General features: G+C 36.1%; 22 protein-coding genes. 12 read left to right on the forward strand and 10 right to left on the reverse strand.

The genetic code is table 11. The features are described 5' to 3' along the window. The first annotated feature begins 295 nt into the window (after positions 1–295). The 8 genes from ODZ84_RS15395 to ODZ84_RS15430 all read left to right on the forward strand — a co-directional run bounded on the left by ODZ84_RS15395 (position 296) and on the right by ODZ84_RS15430 (position 11,384). On the forward strand, positions 296–1,855 hold the full coding sequence (locus ODZ84_RS15395) for a T9SS type A sorting domain-containing protein (protein ID WP_266173306.1): 1,560 nt from the start codon (positions 296–298) through the stop codon (positions 1,853–1,855). 11 nt (positions 1,856–1,866) lie between these two features. Further along, positions 1,867–5,520 carry a DUF5977 domain-containing protein gene (locus tag ODZ84_RS15400; RefSeq protein WP_266173307.1) on the forward strand — a complete coding sequence of 1,218 codons (3,654 nt, stop codon included), beginning with the start codon at positions 1,867–1,869 and terminating at the stop codon, positions 5,518–5,520. Between the two features lie 8 nt (positions 5,521–5,528). After that, a complete protein-coding gene (locus ODZ84_RS15405; RefSeq protein ID WP_266173309.1) occupies positions 5,529–9,041 on the forward strand; it encodes a DUF6443 domain-containing protein in 3,513 nt (1,170 codons plus the stop codon). A gap of 12 nt (positions 9,042–9,053) precedes the next feature. Next, positions 9,054–9,584: an STM3941 family protein gene (locus tag ODZ84_RS15410; protein ID WP_266173311.1), complete on the forward strand. Its 531-nt coding sequence runs from the start codon at positions 9,054–9,056 to the stop codon at positions 9,582–9,584. A gap of 54 nt (positions 9,585–9,638) precedes the next feature. Further along, positions 9,639–9,797 (forward strand): hypothetical protein, encoded by a 159-nt coding sequence (locus ODZ84_RS15415; RefSeq protein WP_266173312.1) that lies wholly within the window; start codon positions 9,639–9,641, stop codon positions 9,795–9,797. Between the two features lie 420 nt (positions 9,798–10,217). Further along, entirely contained in the window at positions 10,218–10,472 is a 255-nt protein-coding gene (locus ODZ84_RS15420; RefSeq protein ID WP_266173313.1) for an STM3941 family protein, read from the forward strand. Between the two features lie 135 nt (positions 10,473–10,607). Continuing rightward, positions 10,608–10,808, forward strand: a complete 201-nt coding sequence (locus ODZ84_RS15425) for a hypothetical protein (RefSeq protein WP_266173314.1) — start codon at positions 10,608–10,610, stop codon at positions 10,806–10,808. A 114-nt stretch (positions 10,809–10,922) separates the two neighbouring features. Then, on the forward strand, positions 10,923–11,384 hold the full coding sequence (locus tag ODZ84_RS15430; RefSeq protein ID WP_323136937.1) for an STM3941 family protein: 462 nt from the start codon (positions 10,923–10,925) through the stop codon (positions 11,382–11,384). Between the two features lie 505 nt (positions 11,385–11,889). Here ODZ84_RS15430 and ODZ84_RS15435 read toward each other — a convergent pair. From ODZ84_RS15435 to ODZ84_RS15455, 5 genes are all read right to left on the reverse strand, one after another. Next, positions 11,890–12,360: a DUF6702 family protein gene (locus ODZ84_RS15435; protein WP_266173316.1), complete on the reverse strand. Its 471-nt coding sequence runs from the start codon at positions 12,358–12,360 to the stop codon at positions 11,890–11,892. Between the two features lie 58 nt (positions 12,361–12,418). Further along, positions 12,419–13,168: an LOG family protein gene (locus ODZ84_RS15440; RefSeq protein WP_266173317.1), complete on the reverse strand. Its 750-nt coding sequence runs from the start codon at positions 13,166–13,168 to the stop codon at positions 12,419–12,421. A gap of 6 nt (positions 13,169–13,174) precedes the next feature. Next, on the reverse strand, positions 13,175–13,888 hold the full coding sequence (locus ODZ84_RS15445) for a nucleotidyltransferase family protein (RefSeq protein ID WP_266173318.1): 714 nt from the start codon (positions 13,886–13,888) through the stop codon (positions 13,175–13,177). Between the two features lie 67 nt (positions 13,889–13,955). Next, entirely contained in the window at positions 13,956–14,369 is a 414-nt protein-coding gene (locus ODZ84_RS15450) for a RapZ C-terminal domain-containing protein (protein ID WP_408612345.1), read from the reverse strand. Between the two features lie 79 nt (positions 14,370–14,448). After that, positions 14,449–15,468 carry an aminoglycoside phosphotransferase family protein gene (locus ODZ84_RS15455; RefSeq protein WP_266173319.1) on the reverse strand — a complete coding sequence of 340 codons (1,020 nt, stop codon included), beginning with the start codon at positions 15,466–15,468 and terminating at the stop codon, positions 14,449–14,451. A 48-nt stretch (positions 15,469–15,516) separates the two neighbouring features. Here ODZ84_RS15455 and xrtF point away from each other — a divergent pair, with 48 nt between their 5' ends. The 4 genes from xrtF (at position 15,517) to ODZ84_RS15475 (ending at position 18,121) form a co-directional block, all read left to right on the forward strand. Then, the gene (xrtF, locus tag ODZ84_RS15460) at positions 15,517–16,047 is read left to right on the forward strand and encodes an exosortase family protein XrtF (RefSeq protein ID WP_266173320.1); all 531 of its coding nucleotides are present in this window, start codon (positions 15,517–15,519) and stop codon (positions 16,045–16,047) included. Then, positions 16,034–16,477, forward strand: coding sequence for an exosortase F system-associated membrane protein (locus ODZ84_RS15465; protein WP_266173321.1), 444 nt, complete (start codon positions 16,034–16,036; stop codon positions 16,475–16,477). Before xrtF ends, ODZ84_RS15465 begins: the two co-directional genes overlap by 14 nt. Positions 16,478–17,050: 573 nt before the next feature. After that, complete coding sequence (locus ODZ84_RS15470; RefSeq protein ID WP_266173322.1) at positions 17,051–17,257, forward strand: bacteriocin-like protein; 207 nt, start codon at positions 17,051–17,053, stop codon at positions 17,255–17,257. Between the two features lie 51 nt (positions 17,258–17,308). After that, positions 17,309–18,121, forward strand: coding sequence for a GLPGLI family protein (locus ODZ84_RS15475; protein WP_266173323.1), 813 nt, complete (start codon positions 17,309–17,311; stop codon positions 18,119–18,121). A 189-nt stretch (positions 18,122–18,310) separates the two neighbouring features. On the opposite strand, the gene ODZ84_RS15480 is transcribed toward ODZ84_RS15475, so the two are convergent. From ODZ84_RS15480 to ODZ84_RS15500, 5 genes are all read right to left on the reverse strand, one after another. Beyond that, a complete protein-coding gene (locus ODZ84_RS15480) occupies positions 18,311–18,655 on the reverse strand; it encodes a helix-turn-helix domain-containing protein (protein ID WP_266173324.1) in 345 nt (114 codons plus the stop codon). A gap of 31 nt (positions 18,656–18,686) precedes the next feature. Next, entirely contained in the window at positions 18,687–19,685 is a 999-nt protein-coding gene (locus ODZ84_RS15485) for a cation diffusion facilitator family transporter (RefSeq protein ID WP_266173325.1), read from the reverse strand. A 54-nt stretch (positions 19,686–19,739) separates the two neighbouring features. Next, entirely contained in the window at positions 19,740–20,732 is a 993-nt protein-coding gene (locus tag ODZ84_RS15490) for an aspartate-semialdehyde dehydrogenase (protein WP_266173326.1), read from the reverse strand. 32 nt (positions 20,733–20,764) lie between these two features. Further along, a complete protein-coding gene (locus ODZ84_RS15495; protein WP_266173327.1) occupies positions 20,765–21,196 on the reverse strand; it encodes a hypothetical protein in 432 nt (143 codons plus the stop codon). Positions 21,197–21,289: 93 nt separating this feature from the next. Further along, on the reverse strand, positions 21,290–23,959 hold the full coding sequence (locus ODZ84_RS15500) for a TonB-dependent receptor (RefSeq protein WP_266173328.1): 2,670 nt from the start codon (positions 23,957–23,959) through the stop codon (positions 21,290–21,292). Between the last annotated feature and the right edge of the window lie 107 nt (positions 23,960–24,066).

The raw sequence follows: 24,066 nt of genomic DNA on the forward strand, positions 1-24,066 counted from the left end.
TTCGCCTTTCTTATTGGTATCGCGACTTTTACAGAATTTTTAGCATCTTTATTTTAACACGACTTATTTTGTCGCCGGGCAGCACTACTTTTACCAATCATAATAAAAATCAATACGTTATGATGAAGAAAAAGCATAAATCTCTTGGCCGGAACAATAATTAAAATTATATTTACCATGTAAACAACACAAAAAAAATTATAACGATGAAAAATTACCTTAAGAGGGATGCCTTTCTGCGGCATCGCCATCCATCCACCATCATCAGTAAAATAAATCATTAATCAATACGAATATGAAAAAACTCTACAGGAGTGCATTTTTCTTATGCACTATTTTAAATTTTTCTGCCCAGGAAGTAATCTGGCAGAAAGACATCCAATCCAACACCCAGGATTTTCTGAGCCAGGTCACTACGACCATCGACGGGCAATACCTAATTTCGGGAAGCAGCATTCAAAGTACGAAGATACCGTCTGGAGGCGGTAAACAGAACAAGGGCTATGAATTTCATTTAGTTAAACTCAACCAAAAAGGCGAAGAAGTCTGGGAAAAATATTTCTCGGGACAGAATCACGATTTTTTATCGGCAACAGTTGCTACGCAGGAAGGTGGTTTTCTTTTGGCGGGAACTTCATTTTCAGGAAAAGGATTGGATAAAAAAGAAGACTCGAAAGGAGGATCCGATATATGGTTGGTCAGAATTAGTCCTTTTGCTGAAGAAATGTGGCAAAAAACGATTGGCACCGCTTCTGATGAAGAGGCGAGAGCGGTGATCCAGACGACTGACCTGGGATTTTTCGTTGCAGGAAACGTCCAAAACTCAGCTAAAGGGTACGGATCGAAAGACGTTCTGGTGGTAAGACTCGATAAAAACGGGAAAGAATTATCCCAGATCGTTTTAGGAGGGAAAGGACTGGATGAAGTGGAGAAAATGATCCCGACAAAAGATGGAGGTGCACTGCTAGGGATATATTCCAGGAGTGCAGCCGGAGGCTCCAAGAAGACCGAAAACTTCGGGGAAGGCGATTACTGGATCATAAAACTTTCCAAAGACGGAAAAGTGGAATGGGAAAAGAACTTCGGCGGGAAAGGGGATGACCATTTAAGAACCCTGGCACTGACTTCTAACGGCTATATCGTTGGAGGAGAATCAAGATCGGAGAGATCAGGAAATAAATCCGTTGGGATCACCGAAGGAACGGATGTATGGTTGATTTCTTTAAATAACAGGGGAGAAGAAGTCTGGCAGAAGTCCTACAACTTTAAAAACAGGGATGTGCTGATGGGAATGAGCGTTATTGAGAAAAAAGAGAAAGGAGAAAAGAATAAAGACTCTACGACAGGGATTTTATTAGGAGGTTATACCCAGGCGGAAGGCAGGATAGAGGCCGATGATGAAAAATTCTGGATGCTGTATCTGGATGAGAACGGAAATGAGCAGTGGAGAAAGCATGTGAAAGGTCAGTCTTCTAAAAAAGAGGAAAGGTTATCTGATATTAAGCTCAACAGGGACGGCTCCATTATCCTGGCAGGCACCAGCGCTGAGGAATTAGGAAAAGAGAACTGGAAAATTGTAAAGCTGGGTGATCAGCAGATTGATCAGCTGATCGAGAAACAGGATATTAAGATCTATCCGAATCCGGTGTCGGACTATGCATACGTAGAGATTGGGATGGATTTCACGGATGCGGAGATTATAGTGTATGATATGGGCGGAAGACAGCTGCAGAGTCTGAAAACCAAGAATAAGGTGACTAAGATCAATACACAGAATCTGATTCAAGGTGCTTATCTGGTAGTCATAAAAACGGATACGGATAATACCGCTAACGCTAAATTAATTAAAAAATAAAATTACTTGAAATGATTAAAAAATTAAATATACTATTTTTTCTAAATATATTCTTGCTCTATTTAACCCAAACAAAACCTCCCGAAAGTTATTCATTAATTAGAGGTGTCAACGAAAATATTAATTTGCATTCTGGAACTGTAAATTTAGAAGTTCCTCTTTTTGAGATAACAGAAGGTAAATTTAAATTAGGTAACAGTTTATCATATGAATCAAGAGGATTCGTTCCTCACATGATGCCAAGTTATGTAGGACTTAACTGGAATATGCAACAATTTGGGAAAATTACTAGAGAGCAACATCGTATTGATCCAACAGTACTTAACATTTTAAGATTGGCACCTTTAACTGGTTCCGTAATTAATTGGAATCTCACCAGTGTACCATATAGGTTAAATGATTGTATATTTTCATCATTTGGACAAAATATTTATAAAAAAAATATTTTAAATGATCCAGCCAATACAAGTTATAAGAGTCAAACGATAGGGGCTGGAGGTGAAATTTATTTAAGTCATTATAAAGATTATGAACCAGATAAATTTTATTTTGATTTCCTAGGATATAAAGGATATTTTATTATCGATAATGAGGGTAAACCAATTGTTTATAGTGAAAATGCTTCATTAAAAATTTCAATTGATTCAAAATGTTATAATATTTTTGAAAATGTGGCAGCTTCACAGATTATAATTCAAGATGATAAAGGAAATCAATATTTTTTTGGGGGAGGTCTGAATGAACTGGATATTAATTTCAGTCAATCATATCTAAATTATTCTAATAATGATTATATAGGCGTTGGAAATGAGATAAAGAGGACAAATTATATTGACTCTTGGCTACTAAAGAAAGTTATACTAAATGATGGGACAGTAATAAATGGCTTTTATAAGGTTTCGAATCATTCTATTCTTAATAATTTTAGAGGAAATGGCAATTCTGCATATACTTTTGAGCCTTCTGGTGATATAGGTTCAAATTTTCCTACTAAAGTAGATTTAAATATCAATAATCTAAATATAAAGCATTCAAGAATATATGGGCGAACAGTTAGTTTCGTAGGAAGTTCTGGAATATATACAAATGTTAACACACAATTAGATACTTATACAAAAGAAGCCATGTTAGACAGTATCACTATAAATGACGTGACAGTTCATTACTCATACATTGATACACAGAATCCTTTAGAATTAACTAATAAATATTTGAGTGAAATTAAAATTAAAAGAAAAAATAAGTTAATAAAAAAAATTAATTTGAATTATGAAGACTATGGTTCAACCAACAAACGCACCTTCCTCAATAATGTTACCAGTAATGTTGGTGAAAATGTATATTTTGAATATTATAATACAACTAAATTTCCCCCTTATAATGAATTTTTAACAAATGATTTAGGTTATTGGAACGGGGTGATGACTTATGATGCTTCTAATTATGATATAATGCTCTATACTCCATTATCTGAAGATCAGTCAGTATATGATACAGGAATGCTGAAAACAGTGACATTCCCTACAAAAGGTACTTCAACTTTCTTTTATGAGCATGGTGATTTCTCAAAAGAATATAATATCGATTTCAATACTAGAAAACCAGTATTGTTTAATAACAATGGAACTACTAATTCGCCTAGACTTTATAAGAAAATAGAAAATGATCTTTCAGGAAATAATATAGAAACTCTATATACTTATAAAAATGATGACAATACTTCGTCAGGAATACTGGATGGAAAAGTAACTAAGACGTACATACAGGGAATTGACATGCAAAGTTTTAAGAATTTAGCTACTAATCTTTATTCTCAAAATTCCTTACATTATAGTAATGTCAAAGAAATAGTAACTAATAAGGGTTTTAAAAACTACAAATTTAGTGATAGGATTACAAATCCGGATTCTCTGGCCAGTAAAGTATATCCCGGCTCTCATTTTAGTATCTATGGTTGGGAGAGTTGGGATGAAATTGATAGGAAATATCTTTCCAAGGCTAATGAACGAGGAAAAATTTTAAGAGAGGAGATCTATAATAAAGATAATATTAAAGTAAAGGAAATAATATATAAATATTCTAATTTTCTTTCTAAGCTTCCAAATTTAGATTTAGTACAAAATTGTGCAGGTTGTAAGGTCTCCGATCTGAATTACTATGTATATACAAGTGATCATAATTCAGCATTCGTCCAATCGATGTATGTACCTGTAATACCTTATTTATTAAGTTCCAAAATAACTCGGGAATATTTTGGTAACAAGGTCGTGGAGACGGTCAACAATATTAGCTATCTGGATAAAATTCTGAAAAAGTATAATGAAGGATCTTCTACTAGTAAAGATTACACATGGTATCCTTATCCTAAAGAAATTATGCATAATACAATATTGGGGACAAGTATTAATAGGTATCTTTATCCAATTGATTTGTATAATGAAAATCCCTGTGTAAGCTGTAATGACAATATCACAATTGTTGGTGGGCAAAATGTTACCTATCAGCAACTTCACTATAAAAATGTTTTTACGCCTGTTGTAGAAATTGCTAAGAATAATGATAACAAGTTTTTATTAAAAGAAAACATTTTTTCTCCAACTACATCTCTTGTATCTGGCGCCTATGCGATAAAGAAAACGAGAAATTCCTTATTAAATTCGACATTTGATTTTAACAGCTATAAAATACCCGTTTCTCAAACAGAGGATAATTCTATTTTTGATTTGTATGATAATAAGGTTAATCTTATTCAACAAACAAGTAAATCAGGAATTCCCACAACAACTATATGGGGTTATAATCAAACTCTACCTATTGCTACTATTGAAGGGGCAACTTATCTTCAGGTAATGCAAGCTTTTGGTCTGAATTCAGGTGATAACAATTCTTATTTACAATTGGCTATTGTAGACAAATCTAACCTTGATATCGATAACAATTCCGAATCCACTTTGATATCTGAACTTAATACTTTTCGAAACAAATCTGAATTAAAGGACTTTAAGATTTCTACTTACACTTACAATCCGTTAATTGGAATTACAAGCATTACACCTCCATCAGGAATAAGAGAAAACTATATCTATGATTCTTCAAACAGACTTGAAAAAATTGTTGATATTAATAATAATATTGTAAAAGAATTTACATTTAATTATACTCCGAAAAAATATTATAACATCCAGAAAAGTCAAGCATTCACTAAAGAAAATTGTGGGCCAAGTACTTTAACAGAACCTCTAGTGTATAAAATTCCTTCAGGAAAATATACTTCAGAAATAAGCCAGGCGGATGCTGACCAGAAAGCACAGAACGATATCAATGCCAACGGACAAGCTTATGCTAACACAAATGGAGTGTGTAAACCTTATGTGTGTTCAGTTACACCCTCTTATAACGTTTCTATTTATTATTCGGCCTTTCAGGAAACATCAGCCAATCATATAAAAGCCATTATAAGCATACCGGTCAATGATCCCAACTTACATTGGTCTGGGGGAGTATTTATCGGAACACTTCAGGATCTATGCAGACCCAATTCTTATAAAAATATAAGCATTAACGGATGGAGTATTTCTATAGCTCCAAGCGGAGGAGTAACGTTATATTCAAGCGGAAGTTCATCTGGAAGTGTAGCTACCCTTAATTTTGAATACGATAAATAAAACAAATCATGAAAAAAATAATTATACCAGTAGCCACATTGCTTCTTTCCGGTTTAGTTCATGCACAGAATGCGCCGAGTCCTACAGAAAATTATATCCAGTCCAGAACCTATCTAGAGCCTGTTACAACATCCAGTCCGGATGCAAAACAGATTAACACCGTCCAGTATTTCGATGGCCTGGGACGGCCAAAACAGATCGTGAATGTCAAAGCCTCACCACAGGGAAAAGATGTGGTGACTCCTATTGAATATGACGGATTCGGAAGGCAGACCAAAGATTATCTTCCCATCCCACAATCCCAAACCTTAAACGGGGCTATTTTCCCGACGCCACTTGCCAATGCTTCTGCGTCTTACGGCTCAGAAAAGATCTATGCGGAAAAGGTTTTGGAAAACTCTCCGTTAGACCGTATTCAGCAGCAGATCCAGGTGGGAACGGACTGGAGCAACAAGCCGGTGAAATTTGATTATGATGCCAATGTACTAGCCGATGAAGTGGTTAAATACACCACTACGACCACCTGGGACAATAATGCGACCAAATCTACGATCAGTTATACCGGAAATTACGGAGCCAACCAGCTGTATAAAAATACGGTCACCGATGAAGACGGAAACAAAACCATTGAATTTAAAAACGGTCAGGGCCAGGTCGTTTTAGTCAGAAAAATCAACGGAACCGAAAAAGTGGATACCTATTATGTATACAATGAGTATAATCAGCTGGCATTTGTGATCCCTCCGAAAGCAGCCGTCGCTACAGACCTCAACACTGTGATGGATGATCTCTGTTATCAGTACCGGTACGACGGCAGGGCAAGACTCGTGGAAAAGAAGGTCCCGGGCAAGGGTTGGGAACACCTGGTGTATGATAAAGCGGACCGCCTGATTTTTACGCAGGATGCTGTAATGCGCGCTGCCGGAAAGTGGCTTTTTACCAAGTATGACTCGTTTGGAAGACCCATTATCACAGGGCGTGTTTCGGGGACCGACCGAAACGATATGCAGAATGTCATTGGGAATAATCTTATTCTTACAGAGCGCAGAGATGCAGCCGGTTTTACAAAAAACGGGATGCAGATCTACTATTCCAATGACAGTTTCCCGTATTTTGATACAGCGCTCACGGTTACCTATTATGATACGTATCCCGCCGGTTCACCCGCTGTCACCAATGTGTTCTCACAGGAGTTTCTGACTGATAACCATTCCAATGCCGTATCTACGAAAGGATTACCGGTAGCCAGTTATATCAAAAATATCGAAGACGACAGCTGGACCAAAACCTACATCTGGTATGATACCAAAGGAAGAAGTATAGGCTCAAAGAGTGATAATCATCTGGGAGGCTATACGGTGGTCAATCATAAACTTGATTTTGCTGGTGCTGTTCTTCAGACCAATACCTATCACAAAAGACTGGCGGGAGATCCCGAAACCGGTATTGCCGAAGTCTTTGAATACGATCATCAGAACAGGGTAAAAAAACACTGGCATTATGTAGGCAATAACCCTGGGGAATTACTGGCTGAAAATACGTACAACGAACTTTCCCAGTTGACCAATAAAAAAGTAGGGAATAATCTTCAGAGCATCGATTATGCTTATAATATCCGTGGGTGGATGACCAAAATCAATGATCCGGCTAATCTCAACGGGAAATTATTCGGATATGAAATGAAATATCAGACGCCAACGACGAGTTCTATTACAGGAGGGAGATATAATGGAAATATTCTTACAATCGACTGGAAGAATTCCAATGACGGGGTTTTAAAAAGATACGATTACAATTATGATGGTCTGAACAGACTGACCATGGCCCATTACCGCGAGCCAATGACTTCGGTGCCTCAAAATCATTTTTACAGCGAAGAAGCGGCTTATGATCTCAATGGAAATATTACAAATCTGTGGAGAAATGCTAAAAATCCATCTGGTGGGTATGAGGGAATTGATATCCTGACCTATCAGTATTCAGGAAACCAGCTGACGTCAGTGACCGATGCTACCATGAACCCATCAGGGTATGAGGGAGGCGGAAATACCATTGACTACGACCTGAACGGAAATATGATCAATATGAAAGATAAAGGTATCCAGAGTATTGCTTATAATTACTTGAGCCTGCCTGATTCTTATTCGATCACCCAGCAGGATCCGTTTGGGACCTCCGTTAATTTCGGATTGAGTTATCTGTATCGGGCTGATGGTACAAAGCTTCGTAACACCTATACCCGCGGAGGGGGGAAAGGACAGTCGGTTACCCATACAGTCACAGATTATCTGGATGGTTTTCATTATAACTTCAGTGAGACCGTGGCTCCTTGTGATTGGTGCCGAACCAGTGTCGCCTTTGAGCAGAGGGCATTTGGTGAGATAACGCCGGATCCTTTTCCTGGCACTGCTGAGTGGAAGCTGGATTTTGTCCCTACTTCAGAAGGATTTTACAGCTTTACGGAAAATCGTTATATTTACCAGTACAGGGATCATTTAGGAAATGCCCGGGTGAGCTTTACAAAAGACAGCGAAGGAATTCTTACAATAACCGATACGAATGATTATTATCCGTTTGGGTTAAACCATGTGGGAGGAATTAAGGGACTGTTAGGAGGTTATCAGAATTATAAATACAATGGGAAGGAACTTCAGGAGACGGGAATGTACGGAATGGATTGGCGACAATATATGCCCGATATTGGAAGATTTGGCGTTATGGATCCTTTAACAGGAGTCATTGCCGGTTGGACACCTTATCGTTTTGCATTTAATAATCCTGTATATTTTAAAGACCCTAAAGGATTATTTGAAGAAACCGGAGACGCTCTTGCAACTTGTCCTACCTGTCCAAACACACCAGAATTTAAGCCATATATTGATGATCAAAACAATACATACGTCTATAGTCCTGAGACAAACACCGCTGAAAGAGAAATCCAAATACAGGAAGTGGCTGTAACTGGAAAGAAAAGCGAGAGCGGAACATTAGATTATCTTAATTTTTTCAACGACAGAATTGGAGATACAGGCGATATCATTAGCCACAGACCCAATCAGGGAGGTTCTATTGGTTTTTGGACTTCTACTCTTAGAAACAGACAATTTGATGGCGTCTTTTACAACAGGGTTAATGTTAGATATTATAGCAGCAACTGGACAGGAGGAGGGAGAGCTCGCGTAAGAACAATGAATGTCTCCAAGTTTTTGAAAAAAGGCTCTATTGTAGCTTCTGTAGTTTTAGGTGCTGTAGAAATTGGTGATGGAATATCACAAGATTATGATGACTATCAAACAAAGGGAGAAACCAATGGGAAGAATACAGCGGTTGCTAGTGCAAAAGTAGCTACAGGGGCAGCTGTGGGTTGGGCAGCTGGAGTAGCTACAGGAGCTGCTTATGGTGCGATAATGGGTTCTTCTTTTCCTGTTGTAGGAACTATTTTAGGAGCTGCTGTTGGAGCTACTGTTGGATATTTTGCAAGTGAGGCTGCTGGAGAATTACTTGAACAAGCCTATGAATAAAATTGAATTATAATGAGAATAATTAATAAAAATAGAAATTATTTTAAAACTATTGTAGTAATAGTATTGATACTGTGTACGATGTATTTTCTAATATTTAAGTTTTTGCTTTATCCATCAGAACACACTTACTTTCTATTACCTACGAAAAATGCCGTCATTGTATTTTCTGTATTTGGAATTTTAGCTTGCTTACTAGCATTATTTTTAATTATAAAAACTTTATTTAGAAAGGACGCTGTATTAAAAATAGATGAAAATGGAATATTTAATGGTTTTTCTTTTTATAAAAACAAATTGATAAAATGGAAAGAAATTGATAAGATTGAAATCATTAGATATAATCACAATAATTATGTTGGTATTTTTTTGAGAGAATCAAAAAACAATGAAAAAGGGATAAATTATTTTCTATACAATATGAATAAAAGCTCTATAGGGACAGCTCATATAATTTCTTCGGGAGATTTAGATTGTAGTTTTGAAGAACTTGAAAAAGCTATATTTGATTCTTGGGAAAAGTATAAAAAGCAATCTATTTAATAATTTATTAGCAAAAGCCAGGTTGAACAGGTTTTTGCTAAATTTTACTGCTAGTTGGAAGTTGGAAATGGCGTAGCAGAAGATTACAATGATTATCAGATAAAAGGTGAAATCAACGGAAATAACACAGCAGTTGCTAGTGCGAAAGTAGTTACGGGGCAGCAGCAGGATATGTTGCAGGAGCGGGTGCAACGTGGCTTACTAGTGCTTTAGCAGGAGCAGCAGGTGGTTCCGTTGCACCAGGCGTAGGAACTGTAATAGGTTTTGTTGTAGGAGCTGCTATTGGATATGTTGCGAGTGAGTATGCAGGACAAGCAGTAGAAAACGCATATAAATAAATATTAAAATTATGATAGACATTATTTTCAAAAAGAATAAATCTAAATATTTACTTTTTATATCATTACTCTTACTAATTTTATTTATTGTAGCTTATATCAGTGCTTTGTTTATTTTTAATCCATCTGAATATATTTATTGGTTAATGCCAAATGAAGTAACTGTATTTTTAGTAGGTATTTTAGGCAATTTGGGCACTTTAATTTTACTTTACATTATATTAAAAAGCGTTTTTAATAAAAAATTTCTTATCAGGATGGTTTATTTTTAGGAATAATCCAATATTCTAACAAATTGATTTACTGGAAAGATATAATAGGTATTGAAAGTGTAGAAATTAATGGGATTAAACATATCGTAATTTATATTAAAAATATTGATTATTATAAAAATCAAGAAAAAGGAATTCAAAAACATTTTTTTATATCTAGAACTGAAAAGTATAAGACTCCCTTTATAATAAATGTGAGTGCTTTATCTGACAGTTTTAATGATATTATTAACTCAATTATTGTTAGTTGGGAAAAGTATAAAAAGCAATCTCTTTAATAATTTAGCAAAAGCCTGTTCAACTTGGCTTTTGCTAAATTTTACTGCTAATTAGAAGTTGGAAGTTGCGTAGCAGAAGATTACAATGATTATCAGACAGAAGGTGAAACCAACGGTAAGAAATACAGCAGTTGCATGAGGAAGTGTTGCAGGGGAGTTGCAGGAGGAGTTGCAGGAGGTGAGGCTGGTGCCGCCGCCGGAGCAGCAATCGGAGTTTGGCTTGATGGCGTAGGTGCTGTCCCTGGAGCCGTTGTAGGTGGTATTATTTTTGGAGCACTTGGAAGCTGGGGCGGATCAGAATTGGGAAAAACAGGAGTAGAAAAAGCATATGAATAAAAATTGCATTATGTATAGAGAATTTAAAATAAAAAAAGGTAAGTTATTTATAAATTTGTTGATAGGAATTGTTTTTATTTGTCTCTCTAACTTATTGATTGGCAATCCTGAAAAATATATAATTTCCTAACAAAAGATCCTTTAAAAATAAAAATTGTTGGAATTATTGGTTTGGTATTTTTTGGATTAGCATCTATAGTAATGTTTTTTTTAATACTACTTAGTTTAAAAAAGTCATTAGGTATAATTATAGATCAAAAAGGTATTTACTCTAATTATACAATGCCATCCGTTGGATTGATTGAATGGAAGGATATTTCTAATATAGAAATAAATAATGAAGAAGTAAACTTACAATTTACAAAAAGTAAAAAAATTAATCAAATAATTGTAAATTTAAAAAATCCAGAAGAATTTTTTAACAATAAGAATTTAATTTGGAAAGTGCTGTTTAAAAATCAATATAATAAATTTGGAACTCCTGTAGTTCTAAATCCTTTACTACTAAACTGCACATTTGAAGAATTAAAAGAGGCCGTATTTGACTCTTGGGAGAAGTATAAAAAAGAATCTTGATAGCGTGGATTCACAATCCGAGAATAATAGAAAAAGAAGCCGTCTCATTGTAAAATGAGACGGTTTTTTTGTAATTAATTTTATTGGATGCGATTTTAAATTAGATTGAGTTGTGGTAGCCATTTTATGACACTTCTTTTTCTTATATTGTGAGCTAAGCATGTAGTCCGAACTAAATTTCTACTTTTGAAAGTGATTTAAGCATAAATCGTTTAAAATGACTTCTGTGTTTGAGATGTGCAAACAGTTGTGAGACGGCTTTTTTATTTTAAAATCGTTGCATTTTGTTTCTTGCGATAAAAACGTCAATGAGCGTAAATACATAATCTTTATCCATTTTATTGACCACTGGCTCTGTTGCTTTATATCCTGAGCAAATTTGAAATATCTTATATAATAATCCTATCGAAGAACGTTCCCGGATTTGAAGGATAGCAGGTTAACTTCATAAAAAAATCCCTGTCTCAATACTGAAACAGGGAATATTTATTTAAGATTAATTCGGTTAGAAAGAAACTTCATTGACTTCTTTTCCTCTCTGGAAGCTCATTGTCTTCTGGCTTCCTTTATAAGCAATGTTAACCAGGTTTACCTGTTTTGGAAAAGCGCTTAAAAGGATCGTGTTTTTAATCTTTAAGGTATTAATATCAGAAACGCCTCCGGTTTCGAAATATACCCATACGGTTTCTCCGCTTACCTGACTTCCGGTGAATGTTATCGTTTTTGGAGAGCCATTTACATACACGTCAAAATTATTATTTACATATTTTTTAACCTCTGCTTCAAATCCGGCGGTATTCGCATTGATTTTTATGGCGTCAGAAATATGATTGGTATTCATCTTTGTGGTAAACTTTAATGTCTTGCTTCCATCTATATAATCCACTTTTGTCATCGAAGAGAAAAAGTCTACATTCATAAAACTCATCAACATAAAAAATGTTAATATTCCTAAGATATATAAAAGTCTTTTCATCTTACTTAATAGATTTACAATCATGATTGCTTTTTATAGGTCACAAATAATATGCCAATTAAAAATTAACATTTACGGAGTATTTATCATAAAATGCCTTGATATGGGCCACCGCTTCATCGGCAGTATCTACCACGCGGTACAAATCAAGATCACCTTCAGAGATCATTCCTTCTTTTAATAAGGTCTCTTTAAACCAGTCCAGTAAACCGCTCCAGAAATCAGTTCCTACCAGAACAATGGGGAATCTTCCGATCTTATTGGTCTGGATAAGGGTCAACGCTTCAGTAAGTTCGTCTAAGGTACCAAATCCTCCCGGCATTACGACAAATCCCTGAGAGTACTTTACAAACATCACTTTTCTGACAAAGAAATAATCGAAATTCATGGAATACGATCTATTGATGTAAGGATTAAAATGCTGTTCGAAAGGAAGATCGATATTCAGACCAATGGATTTCCCCTTTGCATTGAACGCGCCTTTATTTCCGGCCTCCATAATTCCGGGACCGCCTCCGGTAATAATTCCGAAGCCGATCTGTGTTATTTTTTCCGCAATTTCTACCGCCATCTCGTAGTATTTACTTTCAGGCCTTAACCTTGCAGAACCGAAAATGGAAACACAAGGGCCTATCTTGGCCAGCTTCTCATAGCCGTCTACAAACTCCGCCATTACCTTAAACACCATCCAGCTGTCCTTCGTAATGGTTTCGTCCCAGGCTTTTTGCTTCAGACTGTTATGAAGTTTTGTCTCATTTATATCAAATTCGGGATTAATTAAGCTTTCGTCTCTTCCGTTGATTTCCATCAATAATTATTTAAAATGTTTTTCGGCTTCTGTTACAGATTCCGGTCTCCCGACATCGATCAGGATGCTGTCGTGTACAAATCCGTGGATATGCTCCGTCAGCATCAGATCCAGATATTCTTCCATAACAGAAAATTTGCCTGTTCTTTTTATTTTCTCAAAGATCGTAGGATTGATGCAGTGAACGCCACTGAAAGCCAGTGCCCTGAATCCTTTATTGAATTCGGCAAGCCTCTGTTCGCCGGTCTGTACATTAAGCCAACCTCTTAAAACCATGTCGTCGTTGAAAAGCAGTTTTCTTGAACTCTCTCTGTCTGAAACGGCTAAAGTAGCAAAATCTTTCATCTTTTTATGATATTCTGCCAGCCTGTTGATATTTATATTGGTGAGAATATCAGCATTCATGATTATAAAATCTTCCCCATGATCCAGAAACCTTCTAGCAAAAATCAAACCACCTCCTGTTTCAAGAAGTTCATCGGACTCATCGGAAATTTCAATACGGCAGCCGAAATTATTATTCTGCTTTAAAAAATCAAGTATTTGATTTCCAAAATGGTGGACATTGATTACAAAATCCTGTATTCCGAAACTTTTAAGATACATGATATTCCTTTCCAGAAGCGGAATGCCATTTACCTTAGCCAATGCCTTAGGATGATGATTGGTAAAAGGTTTAAGGCGTGTGCCTTTCCCTGCTGCGAAAATTAAGGCCTTCATAGGATGTGAATCATAAATTGTTGGTACTGAGTCATAGAAGATTTAGGCATGATATGGGCAACACGTCTCATAACTTATCATTAAGTTGGTGCTGTTCGTCATGGTGAAGGCTGATTTCCACTTTTTCACCATATTTTTCTTCTATGAAATGAGCAATTTTTATAGCAGAATAAACAGAGCGGTGCTGTCCGCCTGTGCATCCGAAGTTGATTTGCAGGTTTTCAAAACCTCTTTCAAGATAGTTGTCGATATTCATGGAAACCATGTTTTTAACCAATTCTAAAAATTTCGGCATCTCAGTCTTGGTTTCCAAATATTCCTGAACGCCGATGTCATTTCCCGTCTGAATTTTGTATTCCTCAACTCTTCCCGGATTCAGAATTCCACGGCAGTCGAAGGTGAAACCTCCTCCGTTACCGGTATCATCTTTTGGAATTCCCCCTTTTTTATACGAAAAGCTGTGTATATCGATGTGTAGCATTTTTTTTTTATTTTTAATTATTTTGAACCATTAAACCTATGGTTGAATTCTGTCAAAAGACCTGTATTTATTAACACACTTAATATTTTAAAATTTCTTCAATTTTTACTGCGGTTTTTTTTAAACTCAATTGCCTGATTACTTTTTTAAGCTCAGGATAATCTTTCATCTGTTCCCAGTCTTCGGAAAACACCGTAATATTTTCGATTCCTTTTTCAATACTTAAAATAAAATGAGATTTCCTCTGAATCAGACCTCTGAAACCGTACGCTCCTAAAACCTGGAGAAATCTCATCAGTTGAATTGGTTTCACCGATTTTCTTAGTTGATCCTGGTAATCTGTACTTTCGAATTGCTGAATGTAATAGGTAAGCATTTCTTCTTTAAAATGTTCCGGGAAGTTGGCTTTGGCCTGGAACAGGAAAGAAATGACGTCATACATCAGGGGACCTTTCATTGCAGACTGGTAATCTATGAATGAAACCCCGTCATCATTATCCACCATAATATTTCTCGCCTGAAAATCACGGATCATGATTCCTTTAGGTTCAAGACTCTCAATAAGAGATGCAATGTTTTTAAATTCTTTCAGGAGCGTAGATTTATGGTATTCCAGCTCCAGCACATCAGCAATAAAGTTTTTGAAGTAATATAAATCGTGAATGACCGGCAGATCATCGTAGTTCTCATATTCAAAGGTCTTACTGTAGTCTATGGCGTTGCGGGTCTCCATCTGCAGTCTGAACAGTTTTTCCAGGGTCTGTTTTACTAAAGATTTAGTTTTCCCGGATAATCCGTCCTCTGAAATAATTTCTGAAAGAGTATGTTCTCCCAGGAATTCCTGAATATACATCTTTCTGTCTTCAGAAATATCAAAAATGGAAGGTGTATTTAAGTGGAGGCGTGAAAAAATTTCAGAGTAATATAAAAAACTTTCATTCTCCTGAACGTTTTCATTATAAGTAATAATATACTGCTGATCGTCAGATTTAGCCCAAAAATTAACCCTGGCAGAGCCGCTTTGAGCTAAAATTTTAAATCCAGATGGCTTTTTACCTGTAAAGTTTTCAAAAAATCTTTTTGCGTCGTCGGAAATCATAGTCGGAAACAAATATAGTAATTTACAAGCTAATTTTTATATTTGCATATGCTAAAGGACTTTAAGCCGGTTTTAGGAATTCTTTTCAGATTCATCATGATGTATCTGGTATTGCTTTTTGCCTACCAGTTTTACCTGAATTCTTTTGAGAAGTCAGGTCTTGATCCGTTTTCCAGACTGATTGCAGGACAGGTAAGACATATTCAGAATTTTATAGGCTTTCCAACCCGGTTATACAATGACGTAACAGGGTCGCAGGTATGGTTTTACGTGAAAAATGGATATGCAACCCGGATGGTGGAAGGATGCAATGCGATTTCTGTGATGATACTTTTTCTCTCCTTTATATTCGCATTTTATAAAGGCTCCAGAACTTTTATTTTTGCTTTTGTAGGGCTTATTCTGCTGTACATAATGAATCTGCTTCGTATTGTGGGGCTTAATGTGGTGATGACAGATTACAAACAATATGGGAAAGCAGTACATGATTTTGTGTTTCCTGCTGTTATTTACGGAAGTGTGGTCGTTCTTTGGCTGGTCTGGATAAAACTCTTTGCTTTAAAAAATGAAAATTCTTAATTGGTTCTTCATATTCACAGGGCTCTGCGGGCTCATTGGGGTACGAGCATTTGAAGGAAGCCTCTTTTATGATCCTTTTCTAGATTACTTCCATGAAGTCGATAAAAATCTGCCGTTTCCGTTTTTTGAATGGGGGAAGCTGATCCTGGGCTATCTTTTCAGATTTGGTCTAAACCTGTTTTTCTCATGTGTCATCATTCACTTCATATTTAAAAATAGGCAGTGGACGATGCAGGGAGCTATTTTAATGATGATCATTTTTGTCATCACTTTCCCGATTTATCTGTACTGCATTGCTGACAGATTTGAGATTGGCTATCTTTTCTCGTTTTATATGAGAAGATTTGTGATTCAGCCTTTGATTTTACTGCTGATTATTCCTATGTTTTATTACCGTAGGCAAGTGGATACAAGCAAAGACAATAAATAAAAGGAGACAGTTTTATTAATAATATAGTCTTCGACAGGCTCAGACTGACGGGGCTTGAACTGCGGTTTATTTAATTTTGAAGTAGTGTTTAGTATCATTCTGAATGCGAACCAACCGTCGGATTTAATTAAACAAAAAATATCACAAATAATCTGACGAATTACATGACGGTTTAATGGAATCGAGCTTTGCCCATTCTGTAAAATTTATAGGATCAACTTAGGCTTTAGCCAAAACTCAGATATTTAATCTCATTTTAAAATTTTTCTGCCATTTGATAATTCACGCAGATCAAATTCTCAGCGCCCATTTACTCCTTCATAAAATCTTTTCATGAACTGGCAATATTAAATGATGTATTATCTTATAAGGAGAAAATAAAAATTTTCTTCAATTGAACTTGCTTTACATTATTAAAATTCATAACGAGTAATAGTATCCTTAATATTTTGAATATTAATTATTTGATGTCCTTAAATGTTGGAAAAAACATACGGAATTTGTTGTGTTTCTGTTACAGAATTTTTCATTTCTAATGTTTAGGTTTGTGATGGTAACAATAAAAAGATACTTATGAAAAATTTGAAAAAATTCTCCAGAGAAAGTTTAAAGACTATTATTGGAGGAAGGGTAGATCCCGATTCTGGCGGAGGATTTGGCTGTGCGAGTGTCTGTACGCCGGGAAATGGTTTTTGTGAGCAGTATGGCCTTACTTGCGGAGTGTGGAGTACAACAGGCTCTGATGGATCAGTTACCACTGCCTGTTTTAAATGTATATAATAAATATAACCGGTGCACAGCATCGTTTATATTGCATACCTCAAATTGGATATGAAAAAGTATATGATCAGCTTATTGGTATTTATAATAAGTATGTTGCATTCTCAGAGTGTAACCTGTATATATGAATTAAAATTCAGACCAGATCAGGATAAAGATAGTTTGGTAGCCAGCCCGTTTTATTTAGAGATTGATGGGAAGAAATCTATTTTTAGATCGGGATCAGAAAGGAGATCAGATTCAATAGTACAAAAAACAGGCTTGGGCCCAGGCAGAGGAATGCTTTTTTTTACAGATTTATTTGCCAAGAAAAATCTGGATACGAAAGAAATTCAGAAAGTAATTATCACTCCGACAATGAGAACCAGGTTTTATATCGCTATTGAGGATAAACTGGACTGGAAAATGACAAGTGAGAAACAAAAAATAGGAGAACTGTACTGCCAAAAAGCAGAAGTGGATTATGGCGGCAGGCATTGGACCGCTTGGTTTGCGGATTCCATGAATCTTCAGGAAGGACCTTATATTTTTAATGGCTTACCTGGATTGATTGTTAAAATAGCAGACTCTCGTTCGGATTATGATTTCAGTTTAATACAGTTGAAGAATGTAAAGAATAGTGACTTTTTCACTCCTCCTTCCGGAAAAAAAATTACCTGGATGGACTTTCAGAAGATCATGCAAAGCTATTATAATGATCCATTTTATGAAGTGAAGAGCAGTGGAATTAAATATGTAGTGGGTGATGACAAAGGAAATATTTCTACCTTGAGCCCTAAAACAATATTAGAAAAATTTCAAGCCAATATGAAAAATAATGGAAATAATCTTTTAGAACTCAATAAAGCACTGATTTTTAAGTAAACGGGTTTATTCGAGCCAGATTATACTTTTAATAATAATAGAAGCCCTCCCCGTAAAAAAGTCTTTTCTGTAAAATCATGTATTGCCCGATACGGGAAGGTTTTCATTTAAAGATTCTGAACCTACACCGTCTGATTCTGACGTCATTCCTTTCCATTGAATTTGAGAAATTCAGATTATGGAAAAGGATTATTTTTTAATATTTTTAATCAGTTCAGCAAATTGTGAGCTTAGTTTTTCTGCCACATCTTTATCTGATAAATTAAAAACAATGATATTTCCAGATGTTGAATCGTCCTTATTTTCAAAAGTATTGTCTGTAGTGTTAATGTTTTTTATTCCATCTTCAAAAAGCTCTTTTAATTCCACTTCAAAGATCTCCGCAAGTTTTGGAATATATTGAGACTTCACATCAAACATTTCACTTTCCCAGTTTGCATAGGTAACTCTGTCGATATTTAATTTATCTGCAATATCTTGCTGAGAAAATTTTGTTTTGCTCCGCAGTCTTTTAAGATTAGTTCCAACTCCCATAATGTTATTTTTATCAAATGTAATATTTTTTTTATTCTGCGGAGTGTTTATCCATACAGGTCACATTTTCAGGAGTCCATGTCACTCTTTTTACAAAATCTTTTTCGCGGACCGGGCAGTTTGCAATCTGACAGATAGGGCAGGAGATGGGCTTACAGTCATCCATATGAAAGTTAAATTCAATACTTCTCTGTATATTTTCTGCTAAAAGAATGATCATTTTTTCCATCTCATTATGAGCCTCGCGAAGGCTGTAATACCAGGGAAGCGTAATATGGGCGTCGATATGAAGGGAAGCTCCGAACTGCTGGATTTTCATATTGTGAACGTCGATCCATTCTACCTTTCGGTTATCTTCTAAAATTTTAATGATCTGATGTAAAAGATCAGGGTCCTGTTCGTCCATAATTCCGCTCAGGGACTTCCGGACAATCTTGTATCCTACATAGATGATATAAAGCCCGAAAGCTAAGGCTACGACAGAATCCAGCCAATAGATTTTTGTAAAGTAAACGATAATCAAGCTGATGACCACACCCAGGGTCGTCATGGTGTCCGACTGAAGATGTTTTCCGGAAGAAATTAAAACCGGAGAGTTTTCATTTTCTCCTTTTTTGATGGAGATATATCCTAAAATATAATTCACAACGGCGGTCGCTGCAATGATCCAGATTCCCCAGTCCAGCTTATTTAAAACTTTTCCGGTAATTAAACTGTTAATCCCTTCATAGATGATCATAATGCCGGCAATAGCAATCAGGGCGCCCTCTATTCCTGAGGTAACAAATTCTACTTTTCCATGTCCGTACGGGTGTTCTTCATCTTTGGGTTTCGCGGCCAGATAGAGCGAATACAATCCCATAAATGCACTGATCACGTTGACAATGCTCTCCATGGCATCTGAGAAAACAGCATCGGAATTGGTAAGTTTCCACGCGGCAATTTTTCCGATAAAAAGGACAATGCCAAAAACAGCAATAAGTTTCTGAAAGGCTAATTTATCTTTTTTATGAGTTTTCTGAACGTTCATAGATTTGATAAAAAAAAGAATCTCAACTCTGAGACTCTTTTTTGTTTTGTTAGTTTAAACTAAGTTGTTTGATGCTAAGTATTCTGCGATCTGTACTGCATTTGTGGCAGCTCCTTTTCGGAGGTTATCTGCTACAATCCAGAGATTCAGCGTCTTGGGCTGGGAGAGGTCCCGTCGGATCCTTCCCACAAATACTTCATCTTTCCCTTCGGAATACAAAGGCATCGGATATTCATTGTTTTTCACATTGTCCATTACGACAACTCCCGGCGTTTCAGACAGTATTTTTCTGACCTCATCAAGATCGAACTCGTTCTCAAACTCAATGTTTACACTTTCAGAATGACCTCCCTGTACAGGAACCCTTACTGCAGTTGCGGTTAGATTAAAAGTGTCATCACCCAGAATTTTCTTAGGCTCCTTCATTAATTTTATTTCCTCCTTTGTATAGTCATCATCGGAAAAAACATCACAGTGTGGCAATGCATTTTTAAAAATCTGATAAGGATATACTTTTGCGATAGATTCATCACCGCCGATCTCCCCGTTTAACTGATCTACCGCGGCTTTACCGGTTCCGGTTACCGATTGATAGGTAGAGACAATCACTCTTTTTAAATCATATTTTTTATTCAGAGGTCCTAAAACCATCACTAACTGAATCGTAGAACAGTTTGGATTGGCAATGATCTTATCTTCTTTGGTCAATACATCAGCATTGATCTCAGGAACGACCAGTTTCTTATCCGGATCCATTCTCCATGCAGAAGAATTATCGATCACGGTAGTTCCTGCCTCAGCAAACAGGGGAGCAAATTCAAGAGAAGTACTGCCGCCAGCTGAGAAGATGGCGATATCCGGTTTGGCAGCTATAGCGTCTTTCATGCTTACAATCGTAAATTCCTCCTGTTTATACTTCACCTTTTTACCAATAGATCTTTCCGAAGCTACCGGAATTAATTCTGTGATAGGGAAGTTCCTTTCTTCTAGAACTTTAAGCATAACTTGTCCAACCATTCCTGTTGAACCGACTACAGCTACTTTCATTGATTTAATTAAAAATTATTTTGTTAATATATTTATGCCCCGAAGACTCTTGCCCAAGGGAACGCGAATGCAAATAAGCCCACCGCAATAAGTCCCATTATTACAATTCCCAGAGAAATTGTAGGGTTTACTTTTACTTTTTTGTTGATAACCGTTAACAAGACAGCCGCGATTAACATTGAAAATGGATGTTCTACATATTGAAATCTCAGCGCGGAATTCTTCATGACTTCACCCATATTTAATCCGTTTGTAAAATTGATGATCAACATAACGAGTCCGATCAAAAATTGAACGTGGAAGAAGATCATGGTGAATAAAGTTGTTTTCTTTAAAAATTTATTCACTTTTCCGCTAAATCCAAACATTGTCGCCAAAAGCGCAATCACAAATAATGAAGTTAAAAGGAGTTCCAAATACCCAAATCCTTTGTGAGCACTAAGCAAAATCTTGTAAAAATCCATATTTAGTTTTTTTTGTTTTTTCTGACACAAATATAGCAAAAATCCCGGCGAAAAGCCGGGATTGATATGTATAAAATCTAATATTTTAATTCATTAGAAGTTGAATGACAGGTTAGCTGACCAGGTTCTTCCAAATCCGAATAATACACGGTTTGAAGGATCTAAACCTTTGTATAAAGTACTCTGGTACGCTTCATATTGTTGTTGAGCTGTTGCAGTTGCACTGTCTTTAAAGTCTCCTTGTCCCTTTGCAAAGTTGTTTGTAGATGCATCAGAGATGTAGAAGGTATCAAGCAAATTATAAACATTTGCCCCGATAGTGAAGTACTGATTAGTATTATTTAATCTGATTTTGTAAGAAATACCTACATCAAATAAGTTAAAATCTGGTAACTGTAATACACCTTTTTCTTGTGCAGATTGATTAGAAAACGTTGCAATGTCAATAGAAGAATAAAGTTTTCCAACATATCTCCATGTTCCGAAAATGCTTAGGTCTTTAACAGGTTTCACTGTAGCACCCAATGATGCTGTCATTTGTGGGATACTGTTGTTACTAGTTCCTCCAACTTTTACTTTATCTAAGTAAAGTGTATTAGATGTTGTAGATGCTCCTGATAAAGAAAGAGGGTTGTTATTATCATCAAATGCAGCTCCGTTGGCATTTCCCTTATAGAAATAATCTCCCCATGAGAACATCCCGTTAATTTCTAAGAAATTAGTTGGTCTGTAAACTCCGTCAAACTCAACTCCCTGGTGAATTTCTGTAATTCCACTGATTTCGGCATAACCTGTAGTCGTTGTATTATCAGCTAGGGTAAAAGTTTGGTTTGTTCTTCTCAACCATCTGTCTCTCCATTCAGTTCTGTATACGTTAATGTTCGCCGAGAACTTAGGAGATCTGAAACCATATCCAACTTCAGCCGAGAAAATTTTCTCATTTGTTAAGCTTGGGTTTACAACCTGAAAGTTGCTTGGGTATACAGAGTTGAAGAAAGGTTGCTTGCTGTAATAACCAACGTTCGCAAATACATTATGTTGATCACTTATGTTATAGTTGGCACCCCCTTTAATGTTATATCCAAAAAGGTTTTTAAATCCTGTTTTAGTATTTACTACTTGTCCTTGTTGCTTAGTTACCCCGTCCTGAACGAAGTTATCAATTCTCTGATACCCTTGGTTAGAAGCTGATCCCTGTAAGAATGCAGAAAGGTTATTTTTAGAATATTCAACCTGACCAAATGCACTGTACCAAATAACTTCTCCGTCATTACTGTATCCGATCTGCTGGTTAAGCGGAGCTGTTTTTCCTCCGAAAGGATTCCAGGCAAGTTTTTGATAATCGAAAGTGTTTGTAACAGTATAAGGTGCTACGTTTTTGTTTAAAATTTCCTGGTAACCATTTGATCCATAAAGATCAGAAGCTACTTGATAGTGATATCCATAGTAGTATCTATCATCAGTACCAATTGAGAAATTCCAATTGTCGTTTATTTTATGTTGGAAATTTGCTAAGATACCATACCAGTTGTGAGAGTTGATGCTTGATCTTCGGATGATTCCATCTCTTACGGTTGATGTTTTTCCTGTTTTAGGATCTGTAACCTGGTAAGGTGTTCCTGCGACTAAACCGTTATTTAAATTGAAGATTTGATTGTAATCGTATGTTCCGTCATCTGCTCTTCTATAACTGTTAAGGTTTGTTGTGGTAGGATTCCCTGCAGCGTTGAATTTACCAGTCCAGTAGCTTCCTAGATCACCTGTTCCACCACCTCTACCATTAGACATATAAAGAACTGTGCTTAATTTGGATTTATCACTAATTGAGAAATCCCAGTTCAACATCATTACAGGTTTTGAGTAGTAGTTGGCTCTATTGGCAATATTTACTCTGTTCCCATTGCCATCGATGAAGTACCCCCAATCGGAGTTGTATGTTCTGTCCGGAGTCTGGTTATCTTCCTGATTATATCTTTTATAATCGGCAATCGTAGGTGAATATGTTCTTTGGTTGTGCCATTGTGGCGCAGAAGTTAAAGTAAATTGGAAATTATGTTTTTTATTAGCTTCCCAACCTAAAGCGAAGTAGTAAGCATAAGACTCATAATCTGTATTCTGAATATAAGTACTTCCTGCTTGTCTGCTCATTAAAATAGATGATGACCATCCCTGATCAGATTTACCTGTATTGTAAGCAAAAGATGTTTTAAGATAATCATTGTTACCCACTCCTAATCTTACGATACCTCCTCTTTTCATGTCAGCTGACTTTGTGATGAAGTTCATAGTTCCCCCTACTGAAGCGATAGCTAATTTAGATGAACCCAGTCCTCTTTGTACCTGCATGAAACTTGTTACGTCTGATAATCCGGTCCAGTTTGAGAAATAAACAGTACCGCCTTCCATATCGTTAACCGGCATACCGTTTACCATTACGGCAATGTTTCTAGACTCAAACCCACGCATAACAATCTGAGAGTCTCCAAAACCACCACCCCCTTTTGTAGCGTATACAGACGGTGTTGTGTTAAGTAATTCAACAAGCTCCTGGTTTCCTTGTCTTTCAAGAATCTGTGCAGCTTTAATAGTAGATACTGCAACAGGTGTCTTTCTATCTTTTGCGATATCCGTTACACCTCTTAGGATTACCTCTTCGATGTCTTTGGACTTTGTAGTAGTGTCCTGAACTTCTTGAGCGTAATAAATACTAGCCGTAGATAAGGTAATTATCGCAGTTAGCATCGATTTGTTGATTAATTTCATAATCGTTAGTAATAGTTAGATTTAAATTTTCCGCAAAATTCGGAAAATAATGTTTAACTAATATTAACTTTATGTTAATTTTTACTGAATCTTAATAAGTTATAATA

It is taken from the genome of Chryseobacterium fluminis (assembly GCF_026314945.1).
Classification (GTDB): Bacteria; Bacteroidota; Bacteroidia; order Flavobacteriales; family Weeksellaceae; genus Chryseobacterium; species Chryseobacterium fluminis.